We start from the raw sequence: 26,087 nt of genomic DNA, 5'->3' as shown, positions 1-26,087 counted from the left end.
ATATATATGAAAGAAAAGATCACCTGGACTGAGTTTGTTGAAGAATACATTCTGGAGCACGAATTACGCACAGCTTCAGAATGGAGTTATCGCAAAGTCAGTTCCTGCTTTGCTGAACATCTTGGCCCTTTTGTTTTTCCTGAGGACGTAACCCGCAGGCATGCATTATTATGGCGCAGACGGGTGCTGAAAGTGGAGAAGAGACAGGAAACAACATGGAATAATAAAGCGTCGCATATGAATGCGTTATTTAATTATGCCATCAAGAGGAGACTGTTTGAAATTGATGAAAACCCTTTTGCTGAAACAAAGGTAAAGGCCGGTAAAAAGAAAAAGAAGACAATGCGGCAGGCCCAGATCTCACATGCCTACCGGGTGATGGAGGCTCATGAGGAGGAAGAACGTCGCCTGGGGATCCTGGCTTCCCGGAATGCGTTATTTCCGGCCTGGTTCTGGCTGACAATGATGGACACACTTTATTATACGGGAATGCGGCAGAACCAGCTTTTACATTTACGGGTCGGGGACATATTTCTGGATGAGAATATTATCAGACTGAGGAATAAAGGCAGTAAAAATCATCAGGAACATTTTCTGTCTGTTGTCAGTTATCTGAAACCCCGTCTGGCGTTTATTCTGCAAAAAGCCGCTGAGAGGGGACTGAAGAAAAATGATCTGCTGTTTAATATTCCGGTATTCACGGGTAAGGATGAAAATATCACGGAAGATATGGGATCGCCTCCGGTCCGTTCCTTTTTCCGGCGTTTATCGCGGGAATGTGGTTTTACGATGACGTCACACCGGTTCAGACATACGCTGGCGACGGAGATGATGAAGCTCCCGGAGCAGAACCTGTATATAACACGGAATGTGCTGGGGCATTCGAGCATGAAATCGACGCTGGAATATGTTGAACGGGATCTTGATGCTGAAAGGAGGGTACTGGAGAAACAGTTTGCGGTGCTGAAAAAACACAAGGTTATTGAGCACGAGAATGAGGATGGTTGACAAAAGATTTACCATCTGTAACGATGTTTGACGATCGAGAAGAGGGAACCTGCTGGAACAGGTTCCCTCACTTGAGAAACCTGAAATCCATATCGATGTTATATCTGAACAGGCTACACCGATTACAATTCCGGGTTCCATCTGACGCCCGTGAGGGATCTCAAGCCCTGACCGACGTACTTTGATAAGAGATGGTGCCCGGAGGCGGAATCGAACCACCGACACGGGGATTTTCAATCCCCTGCTCTACCGACTGAGCTATCCGGGCAACGAGGCGCATTAAACCGTAATCGCCTCGCTTCGTCAACGAAATTTCTTCAAATCAACGTAGACTGCACAATCTATCACCACTTTGTTGTTATTGCACGCAGAATCAGGCAAAAAACATCGCCCATGCGGCGGAGATCGGCATCGCCAGCAACAGCGCCGGGAGCATATTCACTACCGGAAACATTTTGATTCCACATACACGCAAGCCGGTCGCCACCAGCAGCAGTCCGCCCACGGCGCTAAAGTCGCCCATCATTGCCGGCGTAGTCAGTGGAAGAATGAGGGTGGCGCAGGCGGCAAGCGTTAACTGGATAATCAACATCGGTGCGCAAATCGCCGAAACGGCGATGCCAAGCGAACAGGCGAAAATTATGGCAGTGAAAAAATCCAGAAAAGATTTAGCGATCAAAATGTTTGGATCGCCGGTCATCCCTTCATGCATCGCGCCGAAAATACCGGTGCCGCTGGCGCAAAAAAGTACAATGATAGCGACGTAACTTTGAATAAATGAGTCGTGTGTCGGTTTCTTACCCGATGCCATAAATAATTGTTGGATTTTCGCGACTGCGCCATTAATGCCTTTTTCCAGCAAACAAAACTCGCCGATGAGCGCGCCGACCAGCGTCGCCAGCACCATCACCGGAAGATTAGCGCACTTCATCACCAGCAGAATACCAATTCCTAGAGAGCACAGACCAAAAATAGACGTCATTGAGACGCGAATCCGTTCTGGCAGACGCTGACTTAACAGCGCGCCAATAACGCCGCCGAATAAAATTGCGCCAGCGTTAATAAAAGGTCCAATTACCACAATGACTCCTGTTATTTGTCTTTCAAATTGCCTTATTATCACGCGATTAAGCTGTTAATAGCTTGATTATCTGTGACGTATAGAGCGCTGATTTTACCTTGCGCCGCCTGGTGAAAGGTGCCATGATTGCGCGAAATTTCTCCTGCCAGCATGGGGCTCGCCGGGATGAACATAGCGCCTTTATATTGTCTTCACTGTCGCCTGACTGCGCGAGGTTTGCCCCTTTCTTTCCTTTTTTTGTCATCCCCGCTATGCGGTGAGGGCAGCGCACGCTCACTGCAGGACAACAGTAAAATCAGAAACAGTCTGTTTTTACTGATGTCTGGCGGTCGGAGCTGGTATCCAGTTTGACCCGGCATCTCGTTGGGCAAGGCATCGGGCCTTGTCCGGGGTTACTCTACTCCCGAAACGGGTATTTGCGCTTATGAAATCAATGAATATTGCCGCCAGCGGTGAACTCATCCCCCGTCTCTCCACCCACCGAAACGTAGTGGCGCTGGACAGTACCGACTTTACCGATGTGGCCGCAGTCGTCATTACCACTGCCGACAGCCGTAGCGGTATTCTGGCGTTGCTTAAACGCACCGGTTTTCACCTGCCGGTGTTTATGCTTGCGGATGAACCCGTCAGCGCGCCTGTCGGCGTTACGGCGGTAATAGGCGGGAACGCGCAGGAATGGCTGGAGCTGGAAAACGCTGCCTGTCGCTACGAAGCGGAGCTTCTGCCGCCCTTTTATGGCACCCTGACCCAGTATGTCGACATGGGGAATAGTACCTTTGCTTGCCCGGGGCACCAGCATGGCGAGTTTTTTAGAAAACATCCCGCAGGCCGCCATTTTTATGACTTTTTTGGTGAAAACCTGTTTCGTGCGGATATGTGTAACGCCGATGTGAAACTTGGCGATCTGCTAATACATGAAGGTTCTGCCAAACACGCGCAGAAATTTGCGGCAAAAGTGTTTAATGCGGATAAAACCTATTTTGTGCTGAATGGAACTTCGGCGGCGAATAAAGTGGTCACCAACGCCCTGCTGACGCGCGGCGATCTGGTGCTGTTTGATCGTAATAATCACAAATCCAACCACCACGGCGCCCTGATTCAGGCCGGGGCGACGCCAGTCTATCTTGAAGCGGCGCGTAACCCGTTTGGTTTTATCGGTGGCATTGATGCGCACTGTTTTGATGAAACGTACCTGCGCGACCAGATTCGTGACGTGATGCCGGAAAGCGCCGATGCGCTGCGTCCGTTCCGTCTGGCGATCATTCAGCTGGGTACCTATGACGGCACTATTTACAACGCCCGTCAGGTGGTGGATAAAATCGGACATCTCTGCGATTACATTCTGTTTGACTCCGCGTGGGTAGGCTATGAGCAGTTTATCAATATGATGGCGGATACCTCGCCGTTGCGGCTGGAGCTTAATGAAAACGACCCAGGGATCTTTGTGACCCAATCGGTACATAAGCAACAGGCGGGGTTCTCACAAACCTCGCAGATCCACAAAAAAGATAACCATATTCGCGGCCAGGCGCGTTTTTGTCCGCACAAACGCCTGAACAACGCCTTCATGTTGCACGCCTCGACCAGCCCGTTCTACCCGCTGTTTGCGGCGCTGGATATCAATGCCAAAATCCACGAAGGGGAGAGCGGTCGCCGCCTGTGGGCGGAGTGCGTTGCGCTGGGCATTGACGCGCGTAAAGCCATTCTCGCCCGCTGCAAACTGCTTCAGCCCTTTATCCCACTGGTGGTTGACGGCAAGCCGTGGCAGACATATCCGACGGAGACCATTGCCAGCAATCGTCGTTTCTTCAGTTTTGAACCCGGGGCGAAATGGCATGGCTTTGAGGGCTATGCGGATGACCAGTATTTTGTCGACCCCTGTAAACTGTTACTGACCACGCCAGGTATTGATGCCGATAGTGGGCGATACACCGAATTCGGCATCCCGGCGACCATTCTCGCCCACTATCTGCGTGAGAACGGTATTGTGCCTGAGAAGTGCGATCTCAACTCGATTCTGTTCTTGCTGACACCCGCCGAGAGCGAAGAGAAGCTGGCGCGACTGGTCGCGATGCTGGCGCAATTTGAACGGCACATTGAAGACGATACGCCGCTTGCGGATGTATTGCCGACGGTTTTTCAGAAATACCCGGTGCGCTACCGCGACTACACCCTGCGTGAGCTATGTCAGGAGATGCACAATCTGTACGTTAGCTTTGACGTTAAGGATCTGCAAAAAGCGATGTTCCGCAAAGAAAGCCTGCCGCATGTGGCGATGAACCCACAGGATGCCAACAGCGCCTTTATTCGCGGCGATGTAGAGCTGGTGCGTATCAGCGAGGCGGGCGGGCGTATTGCTGCCGAGGGGGCATTGCCATACCCGCCGGGCGTACTGTGCGTGGTGCCGGGGGAGATTTGGGGCGGCGCGGCGCAGCGTTATTTTTTGGCGCTGGAAGAGGGCATCAATCTGTTGCCTGGTTTTTCGCCGGAATTGCAGGGGGTATATAGCGAGACCGATGCCGATGGAATTCAACGTTTGTACGGATATGTTTTAAAGTAACGTTGCCTGCAGGCCGGATAAGGCATTTACACCTTATCCGGCCTGCGAAACAGGGCAAGGATTAATGTGCAACGGGTTGCGAACTTGCCGGAACGCGAACGTGTTTGTATTTGAACAAGGCTACGAACGCGAAGGCCAGCACCAGCGAGTAGCCTGCGAAGATGAGCCACACGGTCTGCCAGTCGGTAATGCCGTTTTGAGTGTAATACTCCACCACTTTACCGCTCACAATGCCGCCCAGGATACAGCCGAAGCCATTGGTCATCATCAGGAACATCCCCTGCGCGCTGGCGCGGATTTCCGGGCGTACTTCTTTTTCGACAAACACCGAGCCAGAAATGTTGAAGAAGTCGAAGGCGCAGCCGTACACAATCATCGACAATACCAGCAGAACGGTACCGAACGGCGTCGGGTCGCCATAAGCGAACAGGCCGAAACGCAGCATCCACGCCACAATACTGATAAGCATAACGTTCTTAATACCATAGCGGCTCAGGAAGAACGGAATGGTCAGGATGAATAACGTTTCAGAAATCTGCGAAATCGACATCATCACCGAGGCGTGCTGCACGATAAAGCTACTGGCGAATAGCGGATCTTTATCAAAGCTATGCAGGAAGGTGTTGCCAAACATGTTAGTGATCTGCAGTTCCGCGCCCAGCATCATGGAGAAGATGAAGAAAATCGCCATCCGCTTATTTTTAAACAGCGCAAAAGCGTCAAGGCCCAGCATTGATGTCCAGCTCTGGTTTTTCTGTTGGTTCGCCACCGGAATGTGCGGCAGGGTAAAGGTAAACAGTACCAGCAGAACGGAAAGCGTCGCGCCGATATAAAGCTGCATATGGCTCAGCTCGAAACCGGAGAAACTCACGCCCCACATCGCCAGAATAAAGCCAATGGTGCCCCAGATACGGATAGGCGGAAAGTCAGTCACAATATCCATGCCGGCAGACTGCAGGCGGTAATACGATATGGTATTGATCAAGCCCAACGTCGGCATATAGGCCAACGAGTTAAGCAGGATCACAAAGAACATCGCCCCAGGCGTAGTGACTTCCGCGGCCATGAATAGCGTGATGGCGCCGACAACATGACACAGGGCATAGACCCATTTCGCGCTCAGCCATTTGTCAGCCACAATGCCTAGCAAGGTCGGCATAAAGACGGCGGCAATCCCCAGTGAACTATAAACTGCGCCAATAGATGCGCCGTCAAATTTTAAGGTGACGAACATATACGAGCCCAGGGTAGTGAGCCAGCTTCCCCACAGACAGAACTGCAGAAAAGAGAGTATTTTAAGCTGCAGCTTAAGATTCATGTTAATTTCCTCACACCTGAGAGCGGATGAATGTTTTAAAAGGCACATTTGCCGTTGTGATTTGGTGTGATTCTATCAATGAGAGGCGGGCTTTTTTTGTTACCTGTGACAAATATTTGCAAACAATTTCTGATTGCAAAGCAAAAGGGTGACGGAGTTAACACTTTTACCTTTCCCGCCTCTGTCATTTGCCAACCAGAGGCGGGATGCGATGGTTTATCGGCGGCGATACGATCGCTGGGCGGAATTCACCTTATACAGATAGCGGCGCGACTCCGCAGATGGATGTCGGGTGGTTAATATCTGGTACACATCCCCCGGCGACATGCGGTTAATCATATTCGCGGCCTGAATCTTATCGTTCGAGAATACGCGTAATACGCTGCCTGCGCCGCCATTGTAGGCGGTAATGACCGCATAGCGCCGCGACGTCGGATTTTCGATACCGCTCAGATAGACATTATTCAACATCGCCAGATACGCTGTGCCGGTATCGATATTGCTGGCGGGGTCGAACAGGAAGTTACGGCTTGGCGTGCCGGACTTACCCTGAGAACGGAAAACATCTTTCCCGGCGCTGTGTTGCACTACCTGCATCAGGCCCAGCGCATCCGCGTGGCTGACCGCATACGGGTTAAACGAGGACTCCGTTTGCATAATCGCCAGAATCAGCGACTCGTCAACGCCGTATTTACGGGAGGCCTGGCGTACCATGCCAATGTATTTATGCGCGCGTTTATCAAGGTGGTTCGGCACCAGATTAATGGTGACGCTGTAAATAATACGCAGGCCGTTACTGCGGCTTTTGAGCCGCGTTTTCAGCAAGTAATCCGCGAATGTCGTGGCGCGGCCTTCCCAGCGAATAGGCTGGCCGGTATTGTCGAGGACCTGACCATACAGGAAGGGTTCTTTAGAAATTTTTATGTCATCGACATCGGAGTAAAGATCGACGGAGGTTGGGTCGTCACCCATGAGCAACGTTTTAATAATAGCTCGGCGCAGATGTGCGGTAGGTTCCGTCCCGGCGATGGTTTCAACGGTAATGGTCCCATCATCAAAGTTGATGTGGCTACGGGTCTGGAACTGATCGGTATATTTGACGTAGTCTTTCGGCCCGGCGATCAGGACTTCCTTATATCCCCACAGATTTTCAATATTGTTGGCAAATTGCCCCATCAAAATATCAAAGCCGTTGGTATCCTTGACCCAGGCTTCATTATACGTCTCGCCTTTTTTGGTCGAACTGGAGCAGGAGATGAGCAACGGCGCAATAACAGCAAGCGCGAGTAATTTTTTCATCATTCCGGGAGTGCATGTTGTGTTGTCGTTATGCCATGTTGCCGGGCAGCGGCGCTAAGGGCTTATCCGGCATAACTCACAGGCCGAATAAGCGCAGCGTCATTCAGCAACGGGCCTATTTTTTATCTTCCGGCGTATAACCTTCGATATGAACGTCTTTGCCTTCGAACAGGAAGCTCACCATCTCCTGTTCCAGCAGCTTACGGTGCTCGGCGTTCATCATGTTGAGCTTTTTCTCGTTAATCAACATGGTCTGCTTATGCTGCCACTGCGCCCACGCGTCCTTAGAGATCTCGTTATAGATACGTTTTCCCAGTTCGCCAGGGTAGAGCTGAAAATCTTGCCCTTCAGCGTCGCGTTGCAGGTAAGTACAAAAAATCGTTCTGCTCATAAGTCATCCTCTTCATCGACCGGGGCGTTAAACTGGCGCTCCGGTACGTAACTGCTGTAACAAGCGCTCCACGGGGGCCGCCAGTCCGACTGACGGCGGTTGCGCTAAGTTATACCAGAGCGCGCTGCCTTCATCCATGCAGGCGTCCAGTGACGACACGGGAAGCCACATAGGCACAATATCCAGGTGGAAATGGCTAAATGTGTGGCGAAACGCGTTAAGCTGGGTCAAATTATCAGCGTTAACATGCCGTTGCGCCAGCCATTCACGTAATTCATCTTCGCTGGCGAACTGCGGGAAGCAGTAGAGTCCGCCCCATAAACCGCTGGGAGGGCGCTGCGCCAGGAAAATCTCCTGATTATGCTGTAACAATAAAAAGTAACCCGTCCGCTCCGGCAACGTCTGTTTCGGTTTCTTGCCCGGATAGCGTGACCAGCTTTCATGCGCAGCGGCGATACAACCGTTTTGCAGCGGACACAGGGTGCACTTTGGCTTTGAACGCGTACAAACCATCGCGCCCAGATCCATCATCGCCTGATTAAAACGCTCCACGCCGTGTGCGGGCGTCACTTGCTCGCTCAGCGTCCACAGCGTATTCTCCACCTCTTTTTTTCCAGGCCAGCCGCTAACAGCATAACAGCGAGCCAGCACACGTTTAACGTTTCCATCAAGAATCGGATAATGTTTACCTAACGCGAGGGAGAGAATTGCGCCGGCGGTTGAACGTCCGACGCCGGGGAGCGCGGCGATTTCGGCAAAAGTTTGCGGGAATTCTCCACCGTGAAGCGTCGCCACCTGTTGCGCCGCTTTATGCAAATTACGTGCGCGGGCGTAATAGCCGAGCCCGGTCCATAAATGGAGTACTTCATCCAGCGGCGCATTCGCTAAATCCGTTACCGTCGGAAAGCGCGCCATAAATCGCTCAAAGTAAGGAATCACCGTCGTCACCTGCGTTTGTTGCAACATGACTTCCGAGAGCCATACTTTGTAAGGCGTCTTGTTAATTTGCCAGGGCAGCGTTTTCCGCCCGTATTTGTCGTACCAGTCCAGAACCTGGGCTGAAAATTGAGACGCTTGCATGGAAACTCATTCATTATTGCCGGGGGCAAGATTGCAGCACAGAGGCCGCAGGGTGTAAACCGGAACTTTCCGCAGTGCGCTTCATGCTTGCATCCGGCAACTAACTTTGGATAATGCCCGTTTTCAGAACTCAAACACAGCAGACTACACTTTTATGAAAAACGACGTCATTTCACCGGAATTTGATGAAAACGGTCGCCCGCTGCGCCGTATTCGTAGTTTTGTTCGTCGCCAGGGGCGACTGACAAAGGGGCAAGAACACGCGCTGGAAAACTACTGGCCGGTGATGGGCGTCGAGTTCAGCGAAGCGCCGGTAGATTTCGCCACGTTGTTTGGTCGCGAAGCGCCGGTGACGCTGGAGATTGGTTTTGGCATGGGGGCGTCTCTCGTGGCGATGGCGAAAGCGCGCCCGGAGCAGAATTTCCTCGGCATTGAAGTGCATTCACCCGGTGTCGGCGCGTGTCTGGCGTCCGCTCATGAAGAGGGCGTTGAAAACCTGCGCGTCATGTGCCACGACGCGGTAGAAGTGTTGCATACAATGATTCCTGACAATTCTTTATCGATGGTTCAGCTCTTTTTCCCTGACCCGTGGCATAAAGCGCGTCATAATAAACGCCGTATCGTTCAGGTGCCGTTTGCTGAACTGGTATTGAGCAAGCTGAAATTGGGCGGCGTTTTCCATATGGCGACCGACTGGGAAGCGTATGCGGAACACATGCTTGAAGTCATGTCTTCTATCGACGGGTACAAAAATCTGTCAGAGAGCAATGATTATGTACCGCGCCCGGAATCGCGCCCGGTAACGAAATTTGAACAACGTGGCCATCGTCTTGGTCATGGCGTATGGGACTTAATGTTCGAGAGGGTGAAATAATGGCAAAGAACCGTAGTCGTCGTCTGCGTAAAAAAATGCACATTGACGAATTCCAGGAATTAGGATTTTCGGTGGCATGGCGTTTTCCGGAAGGTACATCTGAAGAGCAGGTCGATAAGACTGTCGATGACTTTATTAATGACGTTATTGAGCCTAATAAACTGGCGTTTGACGGCAGCGGCTACCTGGCCTGGGAAGGGCTGATTTGTATGCAGGAAATCGGTAAATGTACCGAAGAACATCAGGCGATTGTGCGTAAGTGGCTGGAAGCGCGCAACCTTGAAGAAGTCCGAACCAGCGAACTTTTCGACGTTTGGTGGGACTAATAAGTACAGGGTCGGCAAATGCCGGCCCGCTTTGTCTTGAGGGAAAGTTATGATGCGCAAAACGCTGCTGGCGGCAGTGCTAACGTTTACGGCGATGGCCGCTCATGCAGATTACAAATGCAGCGTCACGCCGCGTGACGATGTGATCCTGAGTCCACAGACGGTGCAGGTGAAAGGTGAAAACGGCAACCTGGTGATCACGCCGGACGGCAATGTGATGTACAACGGTAAGCAGTACACCCTTAGCGCCGCGCAGCGCGAGCAGGCGAAAGATTACCAGGCGGAACTGCGAAGCGCGCTGCCGTGGATTGATGAGGGCGCCCGATCGCGCGTCGAAAAAGGCCGCGTGGCGCTGGATAAAATCATCGCTAAAGAGGTGGGCGAAAGCAGCAACATGCGCAGCCGCCTGACGAAGCTTGATGCGCAATTAAAAGCGCAAATGAACCGCATTATCGAACATCGTACGGACGGCCTGACGTTCCACTATAAGGCTATCGACCAGGTGCGTGCCGACGGTCAGCAGTTGGTGAATCAGGCGATGGGCGGTATTTTGCAGGACAGCATTAACGAAATGGGCGCCAAAGCGGTGCTTAAAGGCGGCGGCAATCCTTTACAGGGCGTGATGGGCAGTCTCGGTGGTTTGCAAACCGCTATCCAGAACGAATGGAAAAACCAGGAGAAAGATTTCCAGCAGTTTGGCAAAGATGTCTGTAGCCGCGTAGTGACCTTAGAAGATAGCCGCAAAGCGCTGGTTGGCAGCCTGAAGTAATCTTTCCTTTTTAAACAATGGCGCAGATCGTATCTGCGCCTTTTTATTCTGTTTTTTCCTGCATTTTGTTATCCATCTCTAAAAAATACTCTCTGTCGGATATATATCGCTGGTTAATCGTATGGCGTCACATTATTCGTCTGCAATATAGAGATAATGCGACCAGTTGACATAACTGGAGATATAACATGGAGTTTTTCAGGAAAACGGCATTAGCTGCTCTGGTAATGGGTTTCAGCGGCGCAGCGTTCGCTTTACCGAATATCACCATCTTAGCGACCGGCGGAACGATCGCTGGCGGTGGTGATTCAGCAACAAAATCAAATTATACGGCAGGTAAAGTCGGCGTCGAAAATCTGGTGGATGCCGTTCCTCAATTGAAGGACATTGCGGTAGTGAAAGGCGAGCAGGTCGTTAACATTGGCTCGCAGGATATGAACGATGAAGTCTGGCTCACGCTGGCGAAAAAAATCAATACCGAGTGCGACAGCACCGACGGTTTCGTGATCACCCACGGTACTGATACGATGGAAGAGACCGCTTATTTCCTCGATCTGACCGTGAAATGCAATAAACCGGTGGTACTGGTCGGCGCGATGCGTCCCTCCACGTCAATGAGCGCAGATGGCCCGTTCAACCTCTATAATGCGGTAGTAACAGCGGCTGATAAACAGTCTGCCAACCGCGGCGTGCTGGTGGTAATGAATGATACCGTCATGGACGGACGCGACGTCACTAAGACCAATACGACTGACGTGGCGACGTTTAAAGCGGTTAACTACGGCCCGCTGGGTTATATCCACAACGGTAAAATTGACTACCAGCGTACGCCAGAGCGTAAACATACCACCTCCACCCCGTTCGACGTGTCGAAGCTGACCGCGTTGCCGAAAGTCGGTATCGTTTATAACTATGCGAATGCGTCCGATCTGCCGGCAAAAGCGCTGGTAGACGCGGGTTATGACGGGATCGTGAGCGCAGGCGTGGGTAACGGCAACCTGTATAAAACGGTCTTTGATACCCTGGCGACCGCCGCGCACAACGGTACGGTAGTGGTGCGTTCTTCACGTGTGCCGACTGGCGCAACCACGCAGGATGCGGAAGTTGACGATGCAAAATACGGCTTTGTCGCTTCCGGCACGCTGAACCCGCAAAAAGCGCGTGTCTTACTGCAACTGGCGTTAACCCAGACTAAAGATCCAAAACAGATCCAGACGATGTTCAATCAGTATTAAAGATAATGCCCCGGTCGGAAGGCCGGGGCCATCTTTGGAAGACCTCTCGCACAACCAAAACTATTATCTTGCTAATTATCATCCTGGTTATGATAATTGTGGGCGTCATGTCTCTGGACGGGAGGTCCACAAGTGGTTCGACAATGGATTGCTGGCGCAGCGCTGTTTGCCCTGATTTCAGGCTATAGTTGGGCAGAGGTTGCTCAACCCTCCGATAACATCTTAAAAGAACAGTTTAGTAAGCAGTACCACGGCATACTTAAACTGGATTCCATTACCTTAAAAAATCTTGATTCGACGGGCAATCAGGCCACCTGGTCTGCCGAAGGGGATATTTCTTCCCGTGAAGATATGTATACCGGCGTTGGTATGGCGGCAGATTATTATTTTGTTGAAAAAACCTGGACCAAAGATCATCCCGTTAAATTTTCTGCCATGTTAACCAGCAAAGGGACGCCAGCCTCTGGCTGGACGGTGAGCTATTACTCATTACAAATGGCAGCCAGCGATCAGGGCCGGGCTATTGACGACATTAAAACGAATGATAAATACCTGATCGTCAACAGTGATGACTTTAACTATCGGTTTGGCAACATTGAAGCCTCCTGGCGTGCGCAGAAAGCGTCGATCCCCGGTCTTGAAGAACAACTCTCTGCCCTGGATAAGAAAATAGCGGTAGCTAAAAAAGAAGCGGACGCATATTGGGGAAAAGGCGCTGATGGGAAACCGTTGACCCGCGCCGAGGCGTTTAAAAAGACGTTAAAAGAGCGCGATGATTATGTAAAAGCCAACGATAGCAGCGTATATGCCGAGAAATACGAAAAAGAGGTCTATCAACCGGCATTAGACGCGTGCCGTAAGCAGAGTGAGCCGTGCAATGAAGCGGCTATTCAGCAGAAAAGAGATTTAGACATACACGAGCAACGGCGGCAGGTATTTTTGAAATCAGAAGAGCTGCGTCGAAAAGCGCAGAATGACTGGATATCGTTAGAGAAAGGACAATATCCGCTGAATATAGCGGTACAGAAACTTCAGATGCAACAGAGTGATATCCGCATGAAAATCACGGATATTAATGACGGTTACGAGCGCTGGAAAAAAGATACCGACGATTTGCGTCGTAAAGGCGTTATTAAATAATGCGCTTGCCGGCGGCGCATTAACCGCCACAGGTCGGTAAGCGTCGCGCCATCAGGTATTTTACCCGCTGGCGCGACAGGCTTATCCTTGTTATTCCGCGAGAAACAACTCAAGAAGAGAGTTTAAAAACAGTTTACCGTGACGGGTAATCTGCCAGTATTGCTCGCATTCTGTCAGGTAGCCCTGGGCAATAGCCTCGTCGATTGGCTGACGAATAACCGCTTCCGTAAGCCCGGTGTAGTCGACAAATTCGGCGCGAGGCGCGCGCTCCAGCAACCGAAAACGGTTCATAAAGAACTCAAAGGGTTTATCGTCATCACTCACGTCACGCTGGCTTTCCAGGTAACGTCCCTGCATATAACCGCGTGGGTGACGGGTTTTGGTGGTGCGCAGGATCCTGCCGTCCGGGAAGGTGACTTTACCGTGGGCGCCGCAGCCAATACCCAGATAGTCGCCAAAGCGCCAGTAGTTCAGATTATGCTGGCACTGATAACCGGGTTTGGCATAGGCCGACGTTTCGTATTGCTGATAGCCAGCGGCGGTTAATAACTGGTGGCCCTGCTCAAAGATATCCCACAGAGCGTCATCGTCCGGTAAAACCGGCGGACGCGAACCGAACAGAGTGTTGGGTTCAATCGTCAATTGATACCATGAGAGATGCGGCGGATTAAGCGCAATCGCCTGTCGCAAATCATTCAGCGCCTCTTCCAGCGTTTGATCCGGCAATCCATGCATCAAGTCGAGGTTAAAGCTGCGTAGTCCAAGCCCATTTGCCAGTCTTGCTGCCCGCATCGCCTCTTGTGGACCGTGAATACGGCCAAGACGTTTCAGCTTAGGCTCACTAAAGCTCTGTACGCCAATGGAGATCCGGTTTACGCCGGCGCGCTGATAGTCGATGAAGCGGTCGGCTTCGACCGTGCCGGGGTTCGCTTCCATAGTAATTTCCGCATCCGCCGCCAGATTCAGGCGCGCGCGCACGCCGTCCAGCAGCGTTTGCATCGCCGGCCCGGAAAGCAGGCTTGGCGTACCGCCGCCAATAAAGATGGTCTTTACTTCACGCCCTTGCGCCCAGGCGACGTCGGCATCCAGATCGCTTAACAGATGCTGGACGTAGTCGTCATGCGGCACCTCGCCCTTCAACGCATGGGAATTGAAGTCGCAATATGGACATTTTTGTACACACCAGGGAATATGAATATAAAGACTGAGCGACGGTAGTTTAGCCATTGCGTAACGCATCCAGCAGCAGCTTGAGCGCTTGTCCACGGTGGGAAATCGCGCTTTTTTCTTCACGGGTCAGTTCTGCGGCGGTTTTGCCTTCAGACGGTACGAAGAAAATGGGATCATAGCCAAATCCGCCATTTCCGGCCGCCTGGCGAGTAATGACGCCAGGCCAGCTACCGTGACAGACTATCGGTGTGGGATCTTCGGCATGACGCAAATAAACCAGTACACAATGGAATCGCGCCTGGCGTTTGTCGTCCGGAACATCTCGTAGAGTATGCAGCAGTTTTTCCAGATTTTGCTGATCTGTCGCGTTTTCGCCAGAATAGCGCGCGGAATAGATACCCGGCGCGCCGCCTAAAACGTCAACGGCCAGACCGGAGTCATCGGCAATGGCGGGCAGACCGGTCATTTTAGCGGCATGGCGCGCTTTGAGAATCGCGTTTTCAATAAACGTCAGGCCGGTTTCTTCCGCGGAGTCAACGCCCAGTTCCGTTTGCGCTACCACATCAAGCCCAAAATCGCTTAACAGCGACGCGAGCTCGCGCACTTTACCGGCGTTGCCGGTTGCGAGAACAACTTTTTGCATGGAGTACCTACTCAGTTAACGCCGCAATTTCCGGCGGGATCTGTTGCGGGTGAATAATTTTTACCTGTTTGTGACGGCCCAGCTCGCCTTTTTCGATGACGATCTGACTTTTCGCCACGCGAAACTGTTTACCGAGAAACTTGATCAGATGGCTGTTTGCCTGACCGTCAACCGGCGGGGCAGTAATGGCGACTTTCACCTCGTCGCCATGTAAGCCCACAATACTGTCGCGGCTGGCTTTCGGCTGAATATAAAGCCGTAACACCAGACCGTCTTCGCAGCGAGTCACAGCACTCATAGCGCCATCCACAGCCCCGGCAGCAACATGTTGCCTGTCGCTTGTAAGACTTCAGCGATCCCCATATTAACGACATACAGCAGCAGCACCAGAACCATCGGCGAGAAGTCGATGCCGCCCATCGCAGGCAGTATACGGCGAATCGGGCTGAGCAGCGGCTCGGCAAGCTGAATCAATACATATTCAATCGGGCTACGACCCTGGCTCACCCAGCTCATGATAGCCATGACCAGCAGCACCCAGAAGATCAGCAGGCCGATTGTTTTAAGCAAGATAAGCACTGCGGCAATCCAGATAATCGCCTGAAACGTAATGACCTTAAACAGCACTATCGCCTTAATAACGCTAAGAATAAACGCCACCAGCAGGGAAGCGCTGTCAATCGGCCCCATTGGCGGGATAATACGACGCAGCGGTCCGATGATGGGCTGCGTAATTTTCACCACGAACTGGGAGAAAGGGTTGTAAAAGTCACAGCGGGCCCACTGCATCCACACGCGCAATAATAGCACCATGGTATACAGCTCAATTACCGTTGAGAGCAGGAAGGTCAACGTATTCATGGCGTTCCTCAGTTTTCCTTAATTTTTTGTGTAATCACGAGCACCAAAGATAGCGGTGCCGATGCGCACCATTGTGCTACCTGCCGCAATCGCGGCTTCCATATCGTCGCTCATACCCAGAGATAAGGTATCAACGTCAGGGTAGCGCGCTTTCAGCCCGGCAAATGCTACAGCCATTTGACGTGCGACTTCAAACTGCCTTACATAATCTGACTCTGGCGCCGGGATCGCCATCAGTCCGCGAAGCCGCAGACGCGGCAGTGTAGCCACCGCAGCGGCCAGCTCATCCAGTTCCGCCAGCGGAATGCCTGATTTGCTGTTTTCATCGCTGATATTAATTTGGATCAGAACATTTAGCGCTGGCAGATTATCCGGACGCTGTTCGCTCAGCCGCGAGGCGATACGCAGGCGATCGATGGTATGACACCAGTCAAAATGCTCGGCCACCAGCCGACTTTTGTTGGATTGTAAAGGGCCTATAAAGTGCCAGTGCAGGCCTTCCACTTTCGCTTCCTGAAAGTGGCGGATTTTTTCCACCCCCTCTTGTACATAATTTTCACCAAATGCCCGTTGTCCGGCGGCAATGGCTTCTGCGATGTCGCTCGCAGGTTTGGTTTTACTCACTGCAAGCAACGTAACTTCTTCTGAAGAGCGGCCGCAACGCGTCGCCGCGGCGGAGATTTTGTCCCGGATGTGTGCCAGGTTATGCGCGATATCGTTCATTTTCCGAGGATGTTTATATGAATATGGAAGAAATTGTGACGCTTAGTGTAAAGCATAACGTCTCGGATCTACACCTGTGTAACGCATGGCCTGCGCGATGGCGCAAACAAGGACGCATGGAGACCGCGCCTTTTACCGCGCCTGATGTCGACAGGCTTCTGCTTGATTGGCTTAATGACGCGCAACAATATCAGTGGCGAAAGCACGGCCAGCTTGATTTCGCCGTCTCGCTGTCTGGCACGCGGCGCTTGCGCGCCAGTGCGTTCAAACATCAACAGGGAACGTCGCTGGCGCTACGGCTATTGCCCGAGCGTTGTCCTGATCTGGCGGAAATCCAGACGCCGCCGATAGTACCCGCACTGCTTGCCAGCGAGAACGGACTGATTCTGGTCACTGGCGCCACTGGCTGCGGGAAATCCGCTACGCTGGCGGCGATGGTGGGACATCTTAATCAACATGCCGATAAACACATCCTGACGCTGGAAGATCCTATTGAGTACCGTTACACCAGCAAGCGTTGCCTGATACAGCAGCGGGAAATCGGCCAGCATTGCGCCACTTTTGCCGCCGGGCTGCGCGCGGCGTTGCGTGAAGATCCCGATGTCATTTTACTGGGAGAGCTGCGTGACAGCGAGACCATTCGCCTGGCGCTGACGGCGGCGGAAACGGGGCATCTGGTACTGGCAACCCTGCATACTCGTGGCGCGGCGCAGGCGGTGGAAAGATTAGTGGATAGTTTTCCGGCGCAGGAAAAAGAACCGGTACGCAGTCAACTGGCGGGTAGTCTGCGCGCTGTACTATCGCAAAAACTGGAGGTCGACAGACAAGATGGGCGCGTGGCGTTGTTTGAATTACTGATTAATACGCCAGCCACAGGGAATTTGATCCGTGAAGGCAAACTCCATCAGTTGGCCCACGTGATACAAACCGGGCAGCAGCAGGGGATGATGACATTCGCCCAGAGCGCGCAATGGCGTCAGGTGCAGGGACGGCTGTAGCGAAGATGGCGGCGTAGGGGGGGGAGGAAAGTGTTGACTGGCGCGGTGGATTGAACGGCATGCAGGCTTGTATCCTGGCGAACCGGCGTTAAAATCGCAGCTTTGTTAAAACCACAGCGAAGCCATTTAACGATGTCATCACAACCGAATCAAAGCCTGATAGATGGCATTCGCTGTCTGCAATATCTGGTTTCCAGCGACCGTGCTATCGGATGTCGCGAGCTTGCCCGGCTGATGGATATTAATACCACGCGCGTTAATCGCCTGTTAATGACGATGGCCTCTATTGGACTCACGATGCAGGATGAGCACCGACGCTATTTACCCGGGCCAGGCATTCATGCTTTGGCGGCGCAGGCGATTCGCGGTTCAGCGCTGTTCTCCCATGCGTTGCCTATCCTTGAGCGCCATGCGCCCAAAGACATCGTGGTGGCATTAGGTGTGCTATGGGAGGATCAGATTATCTATATTTATCACTCTAGGCCGGGTTCGCAGGGAAGTCAGGCGCTGGCGGGGTTTCGTATGTGCCCGGCCTGGCAGTCGGTAACAGGAGTGGCGTTACTGGCGGCAGAAAGCGATGAGGCGCTAATGCAGCGTTTTACTCCGGAGCAGTGGCGTAATCTGGCACCGCATGTGGCGCAGCAGCGCCAGCGGGGATACGTGCTGTGGCATCACGCTGATGGTGAAGTTTCTATGGCGCAACCGCTAGGCAAGCACGCCGCAGCGCTGGCCTTTGCGGGAATGTGGCGGATTGATGAGGCGGAGGCGGCTGCGCGTTTACAGGCGTTGAAGGCATTAAACCAGCTTATTGCCCAGTAAGCCTGGCAACCGTGACCGCGTTATCCGCCTGCTGACAAAACGGCTTTAATACCCCTGTTCAAAATAGCTTTCGAGGATAATCACGGCGGAGGCCGAGTCCACTTTGCCTTTGTTCAGCGCGCGATACCCACCTCGTTCAAACAGACCGGAGCGTGCTTCAACGGTGCTGAGTCGTTCATCGTGCAGCGTGACAGTTACCCCGAAACGCCCATGAATACGGTTGGCGAATTTACGTGCGCGCGCCGTCAGCGGTTGTTCAGTGCCATCCATATTGAGCGGTAGCCCGACAATAATTTCGTCCGGCTGCCACTCTTTCAGCAAACGTTCAATGAGCGTCCAGTCGGGCGTGCCGTCCTGTGCTTTGATTGCCGGAAGCGGACGGGCGGTGCCGGTAATGCGTTGTCCTATTGCAACGCCGATGCTTTTTGTGCCGAAGTCAAAGGCCAGTAAGGTGCCGTTCATCAGGCGTGCCCCGCAACGCCAGGCATGGTCAGAATATCAATGCCAATAAGTTTTGCCGCTTCGCGCCAGCGCTCGGCAATGGGCGTTTTGAACAAAATATTGAGATCGGCGGGCGCGGTAAGCCAGGCGTTATCAAGCAACTCTTGTTCAAGCTGGCCTTTATCCCAGGAGGCGTAGCCCAGCGCGACCAGCACATCGGAAGGCTGTTGTTGGGTACCTAACGTTTCCAGCACATCGCGGGAGGTGGTAATCACGGTATTGTCTGAGATACGAATGCTGGAGGCGAAACGTGACGGCGGAGTATGGAGAATAAATCCGCGATCTTCCGCCAACGGGCCGCCGAGCATCACGGCTTTATCAAGACGAATTGCCGAATCGCGCGGTTCCGGCGTAATTTTTAGTTTTTCCAGAATCCCTTCAATTTGCAGATTTTCCAAAGGCTTATTAATAATAATCCCCATAGCGCCGTCCTGGTTATGCTCGCAAATATACACTACGGAACGGCGGAAAATCGGGTCCTGGAGCGCAGGCATGGCAATAAGAAAGTGATGCTGTAAATTCATTGTCAGAGGTTCTGTTTCCTGGTTCAAAAAAACGACAGCGTTCAGTATGTGGGGAAAGCGGACGGTTGTCACTCATATAAGCCGTCTTTTGCCAAAGGACGGCGGCCTTATCGGGCAATAGACTGCCGGATGGCGATGCTGACGCGCCGCCTTATCCGACCGGGGCGGCGTGATTGCTCAGGCCCGGTAAGCGCACGCCACCGGGCAATAAACGTCTACTTCGCCAGACGCGCTTCGATGGCGTCCATCAACATCCCGGTGATAGAGATCGGGTATTCCGCTTCGATTTCACGCACGCAGGTTGGGCTGGTCACGTTAATTTCCGTTAAGCGGTCGCCGATAATATCCAGACCGACGAAAATAAGCCCTTTGGCTTTAAGCGTTGGTCCAACGCGGCGGGCGATTTCCCAGTCGCTTTCGCTCAACGGACGGGGTTCGCCGCGACCACCAGCCGCCAGGTTGCCGCGGGTCTCGCCGCCCTGCGGAATACGCGCCAGGCAGTAAGGCACCGGCTCGCCGTCGACGACCAGTACGCGCTTATCGCCATCTTTGATCGCGGGCAAATAGTTCTGCGCCATGCAGTAGCGGTTGCCCAGTTCGGTCAGCGTTTCGGCAATAACGCCTATGTTAGGATCGCCTTCCTTAACGCGGAAAATGGACGTGCCGCCCATACCGTCCAGCGGTTTCATAATGATATCGCCGTGCTTTTCCCAAAACGCTTTGAGCTGCGCTTTATTGCGCGTTACCAGCGTTTCCGGCGTCAGATCGGCAAACCAGGCGGTATACAGTTTTTCATTACAGTCGCGCAGGCTTTGCGGTTTGTTGACGATAAGCGTCCCTTCTTCTTCAGCGCGTTCCAGAATATAGGTCGCATAAATAAACTCGGTATCAAACGGCGGATCTTTACGCATCAAAATGACGTCCAGATCGGCGAGTTTAATCTCCTGCTCGCTGCCGAACTCGTACCATTTATCGTAATTTTGCTCCACGCTCAACGTTCGCGTGCGGGCGCGGGCTTCGCCGTTAATCAGATAAAGGTCGGCCATCTCCATATAATGAAGTTCATAACCACGACGTTGGGCTTCCAGCAGCATAGCGAAACTGGTGTCTTTCTTGATGTTGATGTGTGCGATGGGGTCCATCACGATGCCGAGCTTGATCATTATTTTCTCCGTTAACGCTTCATCCTAAGTCGCCAAAACGCACCTGTAGCGCGGTAATGGCGGTGAGCGCGGTTGTCTCAGTACGCAGAACGCGAGGTCCTAACAGAATATCAGTAAACTGATAGCGCGCGGTCATCGCGATTTCGTCCGCCGACAGCCCGCCTTCCGGGCCGATCAGCAGTCGGACGCGTTCAACCGGCAGCGGCAGAGTGTTGATGCTGGCATGGGCGCGCGGATGAAGATTGAGCTTCAGCCCGGAATCTTGCTCGGCGCACCAGGCTTCCAGCGCCATCGGCGGGCGAATTTCCGGCACCCGGTTACGCCCGCATTGTTCGCAGGCGGCGATGGCGATCTTTTGCCACTGCTGGCGCTTTTTGTTCAGACGTTCATTATCCAGTTTAACGCCGCAGCGCTCAGAGAACAGTGGCGTAATGAGGCTTACACCTAGTTCGATCGATTTCTGGATAGTAAATTCCATTTTTTCACCGCGCGACATCACCTGGCCCAGATGGATATGCAGCGGCGATTCACGATCGTCGATTTCGCCTTTCATCACTTGCACTTCAACGCTTTTCTTACTGGCGCTAATGATTTCAGCATCGAATACCTGATTACTGCCGTCAAACAGCTGTAACGCTTGTCCCGGTCCCATGCGCAGTACACGACCAATATGGTTGGCCGCATCTTCGCATAACGAAATCTGCGTACCGGACGTCAACAATTCAGGGTGATAAATGCGGGGAATACGCATAATAAAAAAATCCGCGTCATGGCCCCGGCGTTTGGCTATCCAGGGCATGGGTTAACAAGAATCCCGCTAGTGTAGGTTAGCTCTTTCGCGCCTGGCAAGCGCGTTGCACATAGGGATTATGATTACCCTGGACCTTCGCGATACGCGCATCGCGCTCGCACTCCCAGGCGGTAACGGGGTACTGCTTATCCCAGACGTTAAAAAGCTGCGTTTGTTGGCGGGAAAGTTTCAGTTGGTATTGGTCGCGCATATAAAAATAAGTGCGGGCGATTGCGCCACGGGCGCGGGCGGGCGGCTCGGCGAGCTTCGCTTTGAAATCCACTTTCATGGCGCACTGCCCGTACTGACCTTCGCCGCCGTTCCACTGGCTATACATAAAGTTGCCGCGATCGCCATTCACTTCGCCAATCGCGGGTTGCAGGTTATGCATATCGCTTTCCATTTTGCGGTAGACCGGGTCTTTAGCGCAGTTTTTTCGCCCGCCGTCCTGCCAGCACTGGCGCTGATGACCGAATTGCCAGGCGGGGACAACGTGCTCCCACTCAATGCGTCTGGCGCGATTCTCGTTTTTACGCACCTTATAGCCGCAGGACTCCAGGTCTACGACGCCTTTTTTACCCTGCCAGCGGATTTGGCACCCGCAGTAAAAGCTGCCGGGCGCGTCGGCATTGACTTTGACGCTCGCCGCTTTGGCCTGAGAAAAATTGTTAATGCCATCGGCCAATGCATGGCCTGAAAACGCTGCGGCCAGCAACGCAGCGGCAAAAGAAAAATTACGGTACATTGCACACTCCATAGCAAAACGAGCCCGCAACGTAACGAAAGTTGTGTCTGTATGCAATCAGTCCGCTCAGGAAAGTTCCCGGACGTTTCGGGAACTACCCGGCGACCAGTGGTTCGCCGCAGTGAACGCAACGATAAACCGCTTCGCCGCGTACTACCCGATTATGACGGCGGACGGTGAGTTGATGTTGCTGGCATTGGCAATGGTAGGGAAAGGTATTGCGCCGTACGGATTGCAGCGCAAATTGATGAGTACGTCTGGCCGGAACGCCCAGCACGCTTTCCATCATCCACTTCCATTCCTTGCCATGCGGAGCCTTGCGTCCGAAGTGCTTCCACACCAACAGATGCGCCAGTTCATGCGGCACGACCTCTGCTATAAAGGTGTCGATGTTTTCCAGCAGTAACACCGGGTTGAGGCGGATTTCGTAGCTCTCCAGCCAGGCGGTGCCCGCCGAGGTGCCGCGTTGCGTATACACCAGTTTCGGCTCCGGATAATGTCTATCGAGCTTGAGGTTCGCCTGGGCGAGATTTTCCCGCAGACGGCGCATCACGGCCTGCTGGATAGCGATAGGGAGACGAGGGGTTTTCATAGCGGCAGAGAATAGTGCGACGGAAGAGGGACTGCAAGAAAAACGCTTCCTCCTGTGGCAGGAGGAAGCGTGGAGGGATTAGTCGTGGGCGCCGATTTCGCGCAGTTTACGACCTTTCATCAGGTTACGTTCAATGTGTTCCAGCGAAACGTGTTTGGTTTCCGGCACCAGCCACAGGGTCAGCAGGATAAACAGCACGTTCAGGCCAGCGTAGACCCAGAAGGTGTTGGCGTTACCCAGATTGTTCAGCATGGTCAGGAACGTTGCGCCGACGATCATATTGGCGATCCAGTTGGTCGCGGTGGAGCAGGTGATGCCGAAATCGCGGCCTTTGAGCGGCTGGATTTCGGAGCACAGTACCCAAATCAGCGGACCAGCGCTCATCGCAAATCCAATGATGAACATCAGCAGCATAGCGATAGCGAAGTATTGCGCAGACGGCGAATGGATGCCGATGTGCATCATCGTACCCAGAATCCCCATACCAATCGCCATGACCAGGAAGCCCAGCGTCAGGGTCGGCTTGCGGCCCCAGCGGTCAACCAGGCCGATAGCGATGAAGGTTGCCAGCACGTTAGTCAGACCAACAATAACGGTGCCCCACATCTGCTCCGTGGTATTCGTGTACCCCGCCAGTTCGAAGATTTTCGGCGCGTAATACATGATGACGTTCATCCCGGTAAATTGCTGCATTACCTGCAACAAAATGCCAAGAAACACGGCGCGGCGGAAGTTGCTGTTCTCTTTGAACAGCGCCCAACCGCTCTGTTTAACCTGCAAACTTTCGCGAATTTCATCGAGCTCACGTTTTGCTTCCGCACTGGTGTCACGCAGGCGCAACAGGACGCGTTCAGCATCATGGAAACGGCGTTTCGCCGCAAACCAGCGCGGGCTGTCCGGCAGGAAGAAGACGCCGATCAGCAGCAGAATGGCCGGGATGATGATCACGCCGAGCATCCAGCGCCATGCGCCGCTGTAGCTGAACGCGGTATCGGACAGATAAGCGCCCAGAATCCCGATGGTGATCATGAGTTGGTACATTGAGATCATACTGCCGCGAATTTTTTCCGGCGCGATCTCGGACAGGTACAACGGTGCAGTGTAGGAAGCGACGCCGACGGCCAGACCCAGCAGCACGCGAGAAATAATCAGGACTTCAACGTTAGGCGCCGCAGCGGAGAACAGCGAACCGGCGACGAACAGGATAGCGCCGATCATCAGGCTTTTTTTACGACCCAGCTTAAAGGAGAGCCAGCCGCTGCCGACAGCGCCGACGGCCGCGCCAAACATCATGGAGCTGACCACCCATTCCTGAGTGTGTGCGGTAATCTGAAACTCGTCGGTAATGAAGGGTAAAGCACCGGCGATAACGCCGATATCCAGGCCAAAAAGTAATCCTGCCAGGGCTGCAAGAAAGCAGACAAAAAATGTCATGGCCTTGTTGGAACGCCCTTGTTTTTTATTGTCAGGCATTATGCCCTCCGGTTGGGTTAGCAATTTTATCGATGTTAAGAGTAGGTGAGTACGCCGTAAAAAGATGTGAGGCCAATCACAATGGTGTAATCGTTTACACTACTATTTATCTCGGTGATTATTTAATTATCTGAAAAATAATAGTTTTAATAATCTTATAACCATATCAATCGCCTGGTATTCAGACAAAGTTGAAAAATTATGTAATATTTTCATCGCAGAATTAGCATACCGATAGTGATGCGGTCAGTTCTTAATGAAAATGAATGTAACCGCTTTCATGATGACTGAAACTGAATGATAAAAAGTGTAGTCGAAGAAACGAAAGGGGAGAGTGGATTGTGCTGCACATCACAAAAAGGTCAGTATAAATACACGCTGGAACATCTGATAACTTTGCGTGTATCAGCAATGATAAAGGCCAGCAGGGCGCTGGCCTTGATAAGTACGGTATGGTTTACCTGACTGAAAAACAGCGTCAGGCGCGGGCGATTATTTCAGACCGGCAGCATCGCGCAGCAGTTGCGCTTTGTCGGTTTTTTCCCATGGGAAGTTTTCGCGACCGAAGTGGCCATAAGCCGCAGTTTCTTTGTAGATAGGGTGCAGCAGATCCAGCATCTGAATCAAGCCGTACGGGCGCAGGTCGAAGAATTCGCGCACCAGCAGAATCAACTGTTCAGCAGGCACTTTTTCAGTACCGAACGTTTCCACCATGATGGACGTCGGCTCCGCTACACCGATAGCGTAGGAGACCTGGATTTCACAGCGATCCGCCAGACCTGCCGCCACGATGTTTTTCGCGACATAACGCGCAGCGTAAGCTGCAGAACGGTCAACTTTAGACGGATCTTTACCGGAGAAGGCGCCGCCGCCGTGACGCGCCATACCGCCGTAGGTATCAACGATGATCTTACGACCGGTCAGACCACAATCGCCCATCGGGCCGCCGATAACAAAACGACCGGTTGGGTTGATAAAAAACTTAGTGGACGTATTTAACCATTCAGACGGCAGAATGGGTTTGATGATCTCTTCCATCACCGCTTCTTGCAGCGATTTTTGGTCGATATCTTCTGCGTGCTGCGTAGAGAGAACCACGGCGTCGATACCGACGATTTTGCCGTCGTCATACTGGAAAGTGACCTGGCTTTTTGCATCCGGACGCAACCATGGCAGGGTGCCATTTTTACGCACTTCAGCCTGACGCTGTACCAGACGGTGCGCGTAGGTGATTGGCGCAGGCATCAGTACGTCGGTTTCATTTGTCGCGTAGCCAAACATCAGGCCCTGGTCGCCCGCGCCTTGTTCCAGCGGGTCTGCGCGGTCAACGCCCTGGTTGATATCCGGAGACTGTTTGCCAATTGCGCTCAGTACCGCGCAAGAGTTGGCGTCAAAGCCCATGTCGGAATGCACATAGCCAATTTCGCGCACCGTATTACGGGTAATCTCTTCGATATCGACCCAGGCGCTGGTGGTGATCTCACCGCCAACTAAAACCATGCCGGTTTTAACGTAGGTTTCACAGGCGACGCGTGCTTTCGGATCCTGTTGCAGGATAGCGTCCAACACGGCATCAGAGATTTGGTCTGCGATTTTGTCAGGATGCCCTTCTGATACGGACTCAGACGTAAAAAGGTGTTTTGCCATATTTAATTTCACCTAAGGAGAATTTAGTTAGCTCAAACTGTTGTGCGGAATAGTCATGACAGAAGATTCTACCATGAGTCTGAAGGTTACTGACACTGGCAGTCTGAGTGTTAATCAGTATGGATGGATTAACATCTGGACGGCTATTTTAGGTCACTTCTTCGCCCAATTTCCAGCTTTTTTTGAAGGCCGTCGCAATGTCGGTAAAAATCAGGCGGTAAACGTTTCTGATAATGCTGACATTATGCGCATTTATGCTTTGCTTTTTTTCTGCGTTCTGGGTATAAAACGCGACGCGCGGCTCATACAAAAGCACACGACGTTTTCTTCGTGTCGCCACTTCCAGCCGGGTTAAAA

At 52.6% G+C, this 26,087-nt stretch carries 28 protein-coding genes and 1 tRNA gene; 10 read left to right on the top strand and 19 right to left on the bottom strand.

All coding sequences use genetic code 11. The features are described from left to right. Window positions 1–6 precede the first annotated feature (6 nt). On the top strand, window positions 7–1,008 hold the full coding sequence (locus HV477_RS13735) for a site-specific integrase (protein ID WP_175065077.1): 1,002 nt from the start codon (window positions 7–9) through the stop codon (window positions 1,006–1,008). Between the two features lie 192 nt (window positions 1,009–1,200). Here the strand turns inward: HV477_RS13735 and HV477_RS13730 are convergent. After that, a tRNA-Phe gene (locus HV477_RS13730) sits at window positions 1,201–1,276 on the bottom strand. A 105-nt stretch (window positions 1,277–1,381) separates the two neighbouring features. Beyond that, a complete protein-coding gene (locus tag HV477_RS13725; RefSeq protein WP_000234466.1) occupies window positions 1,382–2,089 on the bottom strand; it encodes a DUF554 domain-containing protein in 708 nt (235 codons plus the stop codon). 424 nt (window positions 2,090–2,513) lie between these two features. Between HV477_RS13725 and HV477_RS13720 the strand changes: the two genes are divergently transcribed. Beyond that, the gene (locus HV477_RS13720; protein WP_000839728.1) at window positions 2,514–4,649 is read left to right on the top strand and encodes an ornithine decarboxylase; all 2,136 of its coding nucleotides are present in this window, start codon (window positions 2,514–2,516) and stop codon (window positions 4,647–4,649) included. Window positions 4,650–4,710: 61 nt separating this feature from the next. On the opposite strand, the gene HV477_RS13715 is transcribed toward HV477_RS13720, so the two are convergent. The 4 genes from HV477_RS13715 to mutY form a co-directional block, all read right to left on the bottom strand. Next, the gene (locus HV477_RS13715; RefSeq protein ID WP_001049804.1) at window positions 4,711–5,967 is read right to left on the bottom strand and encodes a nucleoside permease; all 1,257 of its coding nucleotides are present in this window, start codon (window positions 5,965–5,967) and stop codon (window positions 4,711–4,713) included. Between the two features lie 216 nt (window positions 5,968–6,183). Beyond that, window positions 6,184–7,269 (bottom strand): membrane-bound lytic murein transglycosylase MltC, encoded by a 1,086-nt coding sequence (gene mltC, locus HV477_RS13710; RefSeq protein WP_000976289.1) that lies wholly within the window; start codon window positions 7,267–7,269, stop codon window positions 6,184–6,186. A gap of 112 nt (window positions 7,270–7,381) precedes the next feature. Beyond that, entirely contained in the window at window positions 7,382–7,657 is a 276-nt protein-coding gene (locus HV477_RS13705) for an oxidative damage protection protein (RefSeq protein WP_000091706.1), read from the bottom strand. A gap of 27 nt (window positions 7,658–7,684) precedes the next feature. Further along, window positions 7,685–8,737 carry an A/G-specific adenine glycosylase gene (mutY, locus tag HV477_RS13700; RefSeq protein WP_001148950.1) on the bottom strand — a complete coding sequence of 351 codons (1,053 nt, stop codon included), beginning with the start codon at window positions 8,735–8,737 and terminating at the stop codon, window positions 7,685–7,687. A gap of 154 nt (window positions 8,738–8,891) precedes the next feature. Here mutY and trmB point away from each other — a divergent pair, with 154 nt between their 5' ends. From trmB to HV477_RS13675, 5 genes are all read left to right on the top strand, one after another. Continuing rightward, entirely contained in the window at window positions 8,892–9,611 is a 720-nt protein-coding gene (gene trmB / locus HV477_RS13695; protein ID WP_000786893.1) for a tRNA (guanosine(46)-N7)-methyltransferase TrmB, read from the top strand. After that, window positions 9,611–9,937 carry a YggL family protein gene (locus tag HV477_RS13690; protein WP_001107574.1) on the top strand — a complete coding sequence of 109 codons (327 nt, stop codon included), beginning with the start codon at window positions 9,611–9,613 and terminating at the stop codon, window positions 9,935–9,937. Before trmB ends, HV477_RS13690 begins: the two co-directional genes overlap by 1 nt. Window positions 9,938–9,986: 49 nt before the next feature. Next, window positions 9,987–10,706 (top strand): DUF2884 domain-containing protein, encoded by a 720-nt coding sequence (locus HV477_RS13685; RefSeq protein ID WP_000984827.1) that lies wholly within the window; start codon window positions 9,987–9,989, stop codon window positions 10,704–10,706. A 188-nt stretch (window positions 10,707–10,894) separates the two neighbouring features. Further along, entirely contained in the window at window positions 10,895–11,941 is a 1,047-nt protein-coding gene (gene ansB, locus HV477_RS13680; protein ID WP_000394189.1) for an L-asparaginase 2, read from the top strand. Between the two features lie 132 nt (window positions 11,942–12,073). Beyond that, window positions 12,074–13,081 (top strand): DUF1202 family protein, encoded by a 1,008-nt coding sequence (locus HV477_RS13675; RefSeq protein ID WP_052931751.1) that lies wholly within the window; start codon window positions 12,074–12,076, stop codon window positions 13,079–13,081. Window positions 13,082–13,171: 90 nt separating this feature from the next. On the opposite strand, the gene hemW is transcribed toward HV477_RS13675, so the two are convergent. Genes hemW through HV477_RS13650 form a run of 5 tightly spaced genes read right to left on the bottom strand, consistent with a single transcriptional unit; the run spans window position 13,172 to window position 16,478 of the window. Next, on the bottom strand, window positions 13,172–14,308 hold the full coding sequence (gene hemW, locus HV477_RS13670; RefSeq protein WP_052931753.1) for a radical SAM family heme chaperone HemW: 1,137 nt from the start codon (window positions 14,306–14,308) through the stop codon (window positions 13,172–13,174). Continuing rightward, window positions 14,301–14,894 carry an XTP/dITP diphosphatase gene (locus tag HV477_RS13665; protein WP_001174769.1) on the bottom strand — a complete coding sequence of 198 codons (594 nt, stop codon included), beginning with the start codon at window positions 14,892–14,894 and terminating at the stop codon, window positions 14,301–14,303. The genes hemW and HV477_RS13665 overlap by 8 nt, the downstream gene beginning before the upstream one ends. 7 nt (window positions 14,895–14,901) lie before the next feature. Beyond that, complete coding sequence (gene yggU / locus HV477_RS13660) at window positions 14,902–15,192, bottom strand: DUF167 family protein YggU (RefSeq protein ID WP_001277203.1); 291 nt, start codon at window positions 15,190–15,192, stop codon at window positions 14,902–14,904. After that, on the bottom strand, window positions 15,189–15,755 hold the full coding sequence (locus tag HV477_RS13655; RefSeq protein WP_001094848.1) for a YggT family protein: 567 nt from the start codon (window positions 15,753–15,755) through the stop codon (window positions 15,189–15,191). Before HV477_RS13655 ends, yggU begins: the two co-directional genes overlap by 4 nt. An 18-nt stretch (window positions 15,756–15,773) precedes the next feature. Then, the gene (locus HV477_RS13650; protein ID WP_000997790.1) at window positions 15,774–16,478 is read right to left on the bottom strand and encodes a YggS family pyridoxal phosphate-dependent enzyme; all 705 of its coding nucleotides are present in this window, start codon (window positions 16,476–16,478) and stop codon (window positions 15,774–15,776) included. Window positions 16,479–16,495: 17 nt separating this feature from the next. Here HV477_RS13650 and HV477_RS13645 point away from each other — a divergent pair, with 17 nt between their 5' ends. Continuing rightward, window positions 16,496–17,476, top strand: coding sequence for a type IV pilus twitching motility protein PilT (locus HV477_RS13645; RefSeq protein ID WP_052931755.1), 981 nt, complete (start codon window positions 16,496–16,498; stop codon window positions 17,474–17,476). A 132-nt stretch (window positions 17,477–17,608) separates the two neighbouring features. Then, window positions 17,609–18,295 carry an IclR family transcriptional regulator gene (locus HV477_RS13640; RefSeq protein WP_023243685.1) on the top strand — a complete coding sequence of 229 codons (687 nt, stop codon included), beginning with the start codon at window positions 17,609–17,611 and terminating at the stop codon, window positions 18,293–18,295. Between the two features lie 45 nt (window positions 18,296–18,340). Here HV477_RS13640 and ruvX read toward each other — a convergent pair whose 3' ends face one another. From ruvX to metK, 8 genes are all read right to left on the bottom strand, one after another. After that, the gene (gene ruvX / locus HV477_RS13635) at window positions 18,341–18,757 is read right to left on the bottom strand and encodes a Holliday junction resolvase RuvX (protein WP_001014571.1); all 417 of its coding nucleotides are present in this window, start codon (window positions 18,755–18,757) and stop codon (window positions 18,341–18,343) included. Further along, window positions 18,757–19,320 (bottom strand): YqgE/AlgH family protein, encoded by a 564-nt coding sequence (locus tag HV477_RS13630; protein ID WP_001053167.1) that lies wholly within the window; start codon window positions 19,318–19,320, stop codon window positions 18,757–18,759. The genes ruvX and HV477_RS13630 overlap by 1 nt, the downstream gene beginning before the upstream one ends. Window positions 19,321–19,535: 215 nt before the next feature. Then, window positions 19,536–20,483: a glutathione synthase gene (gene gshB / locus HV477_RS13625; RefSeq protein WP_052931757.1), complete on the bottom strand. Its 948-nt coding sequence runs from the start codon at window positions 20,481–20,483 to the stop codon at window positions 19,536–19,538. Window positions 20,484–20,502: 19 nt separating this feature from the next. After that, window positions 20,503–21,234: a 16S rRNA (uracil(1498)-N(3))-methyltransferase gene (gene rsmE / locus HV477_RS13620; RefSeq protein WP_001222488.1), complete on the bottom strand. Its 732-nt coding sequence runs from the start codon at window positions 21,232–21,234 to the stop codon at window positions 20,503–20,505. 76 nt (window positions 21,235–21,310) lie between these two features. Further along, on the bottom strand, window positions 21,311–22,018 hold the full coding sequence (gene endA / locus HV477_RS13615; RefSeq protein WP_001650639.1) for a deoxyribonuclease I: 708 nt from the start codon (window positions 22,016–22,018) through the stop codon (window positions 21,311–21,313). A 94-nt stretch (window positions 22,019–22,112) separates the two neighbouring features. Continuing rightward, the gene (locus tag HV477_RS13610; protein WP_000856775.1) at window positions 22,113–22,610 is read right to left on the bottom strand and encodes a SprT family zinc-dependent metalloprotease; all 498 of its coding nucleotides are present in this window, start codon (window positions 22,608–22,610) and stop codon (window positions 22,113–22,115) included. A gap of 78 nt (window positions 22,611–22,688) precedes the next feature. Beyond that, entirely contained in the window at window positions 22,689–24,083 is a 1,395-nt protein-coding gene (galP, locus tag HV477_RS13605; protein ID WP_001113171.1) for a galactose/proton symporter, read from the bottom strand. Between the two features lie 492 nt (window positions 24,084–24,575). Further along, window positions 24,576–25,730: a methionine adenosyltransferase gene (gene metK, locus HV477_RS13600; protein ID WP_001062140.1), complete on the bottom strand. Its 1,155-nt coding sequence runs from the start codon at window positions 25,728–25,730 to the stop codon at window positions 24,576–24,578. Window positions 25,731–25,785: 55 nt separating this feature from the next. Here metK and HV477_RS13595 point away from each other — a divergent pair, with 55 nt between their 5' ends. After that, window positions 25,786–26,085 carry a hypothetical protein gene (locus HV477_RS13595; RefSeq protein WP_052931760.1) on the top strand — a complete coding sequence of 100 codons (300 nt, stop codon included), beginning with the start codon at window positions 25,786–25,788 and terminating at the stop codon, window positions 26,083–26,085. Window positions 26,086–26,087 lie beyond the last annotated feature (2 nt).

The organism is Salmonella sp. SG203, from assembly GCF_013350575.1.
Classification (GTDB): Bacteria; Pseudomonadota; Gammaproteobacteria; order Enterobacterales; family Enterobacteriaceae; genus Salmonella; species Salmonella enterica.
The sequence above is the reverse complement of the archived record's forward strand: the minus strand, read 5'-3'. Positions and strand labels throughout refer to the sequence as shown.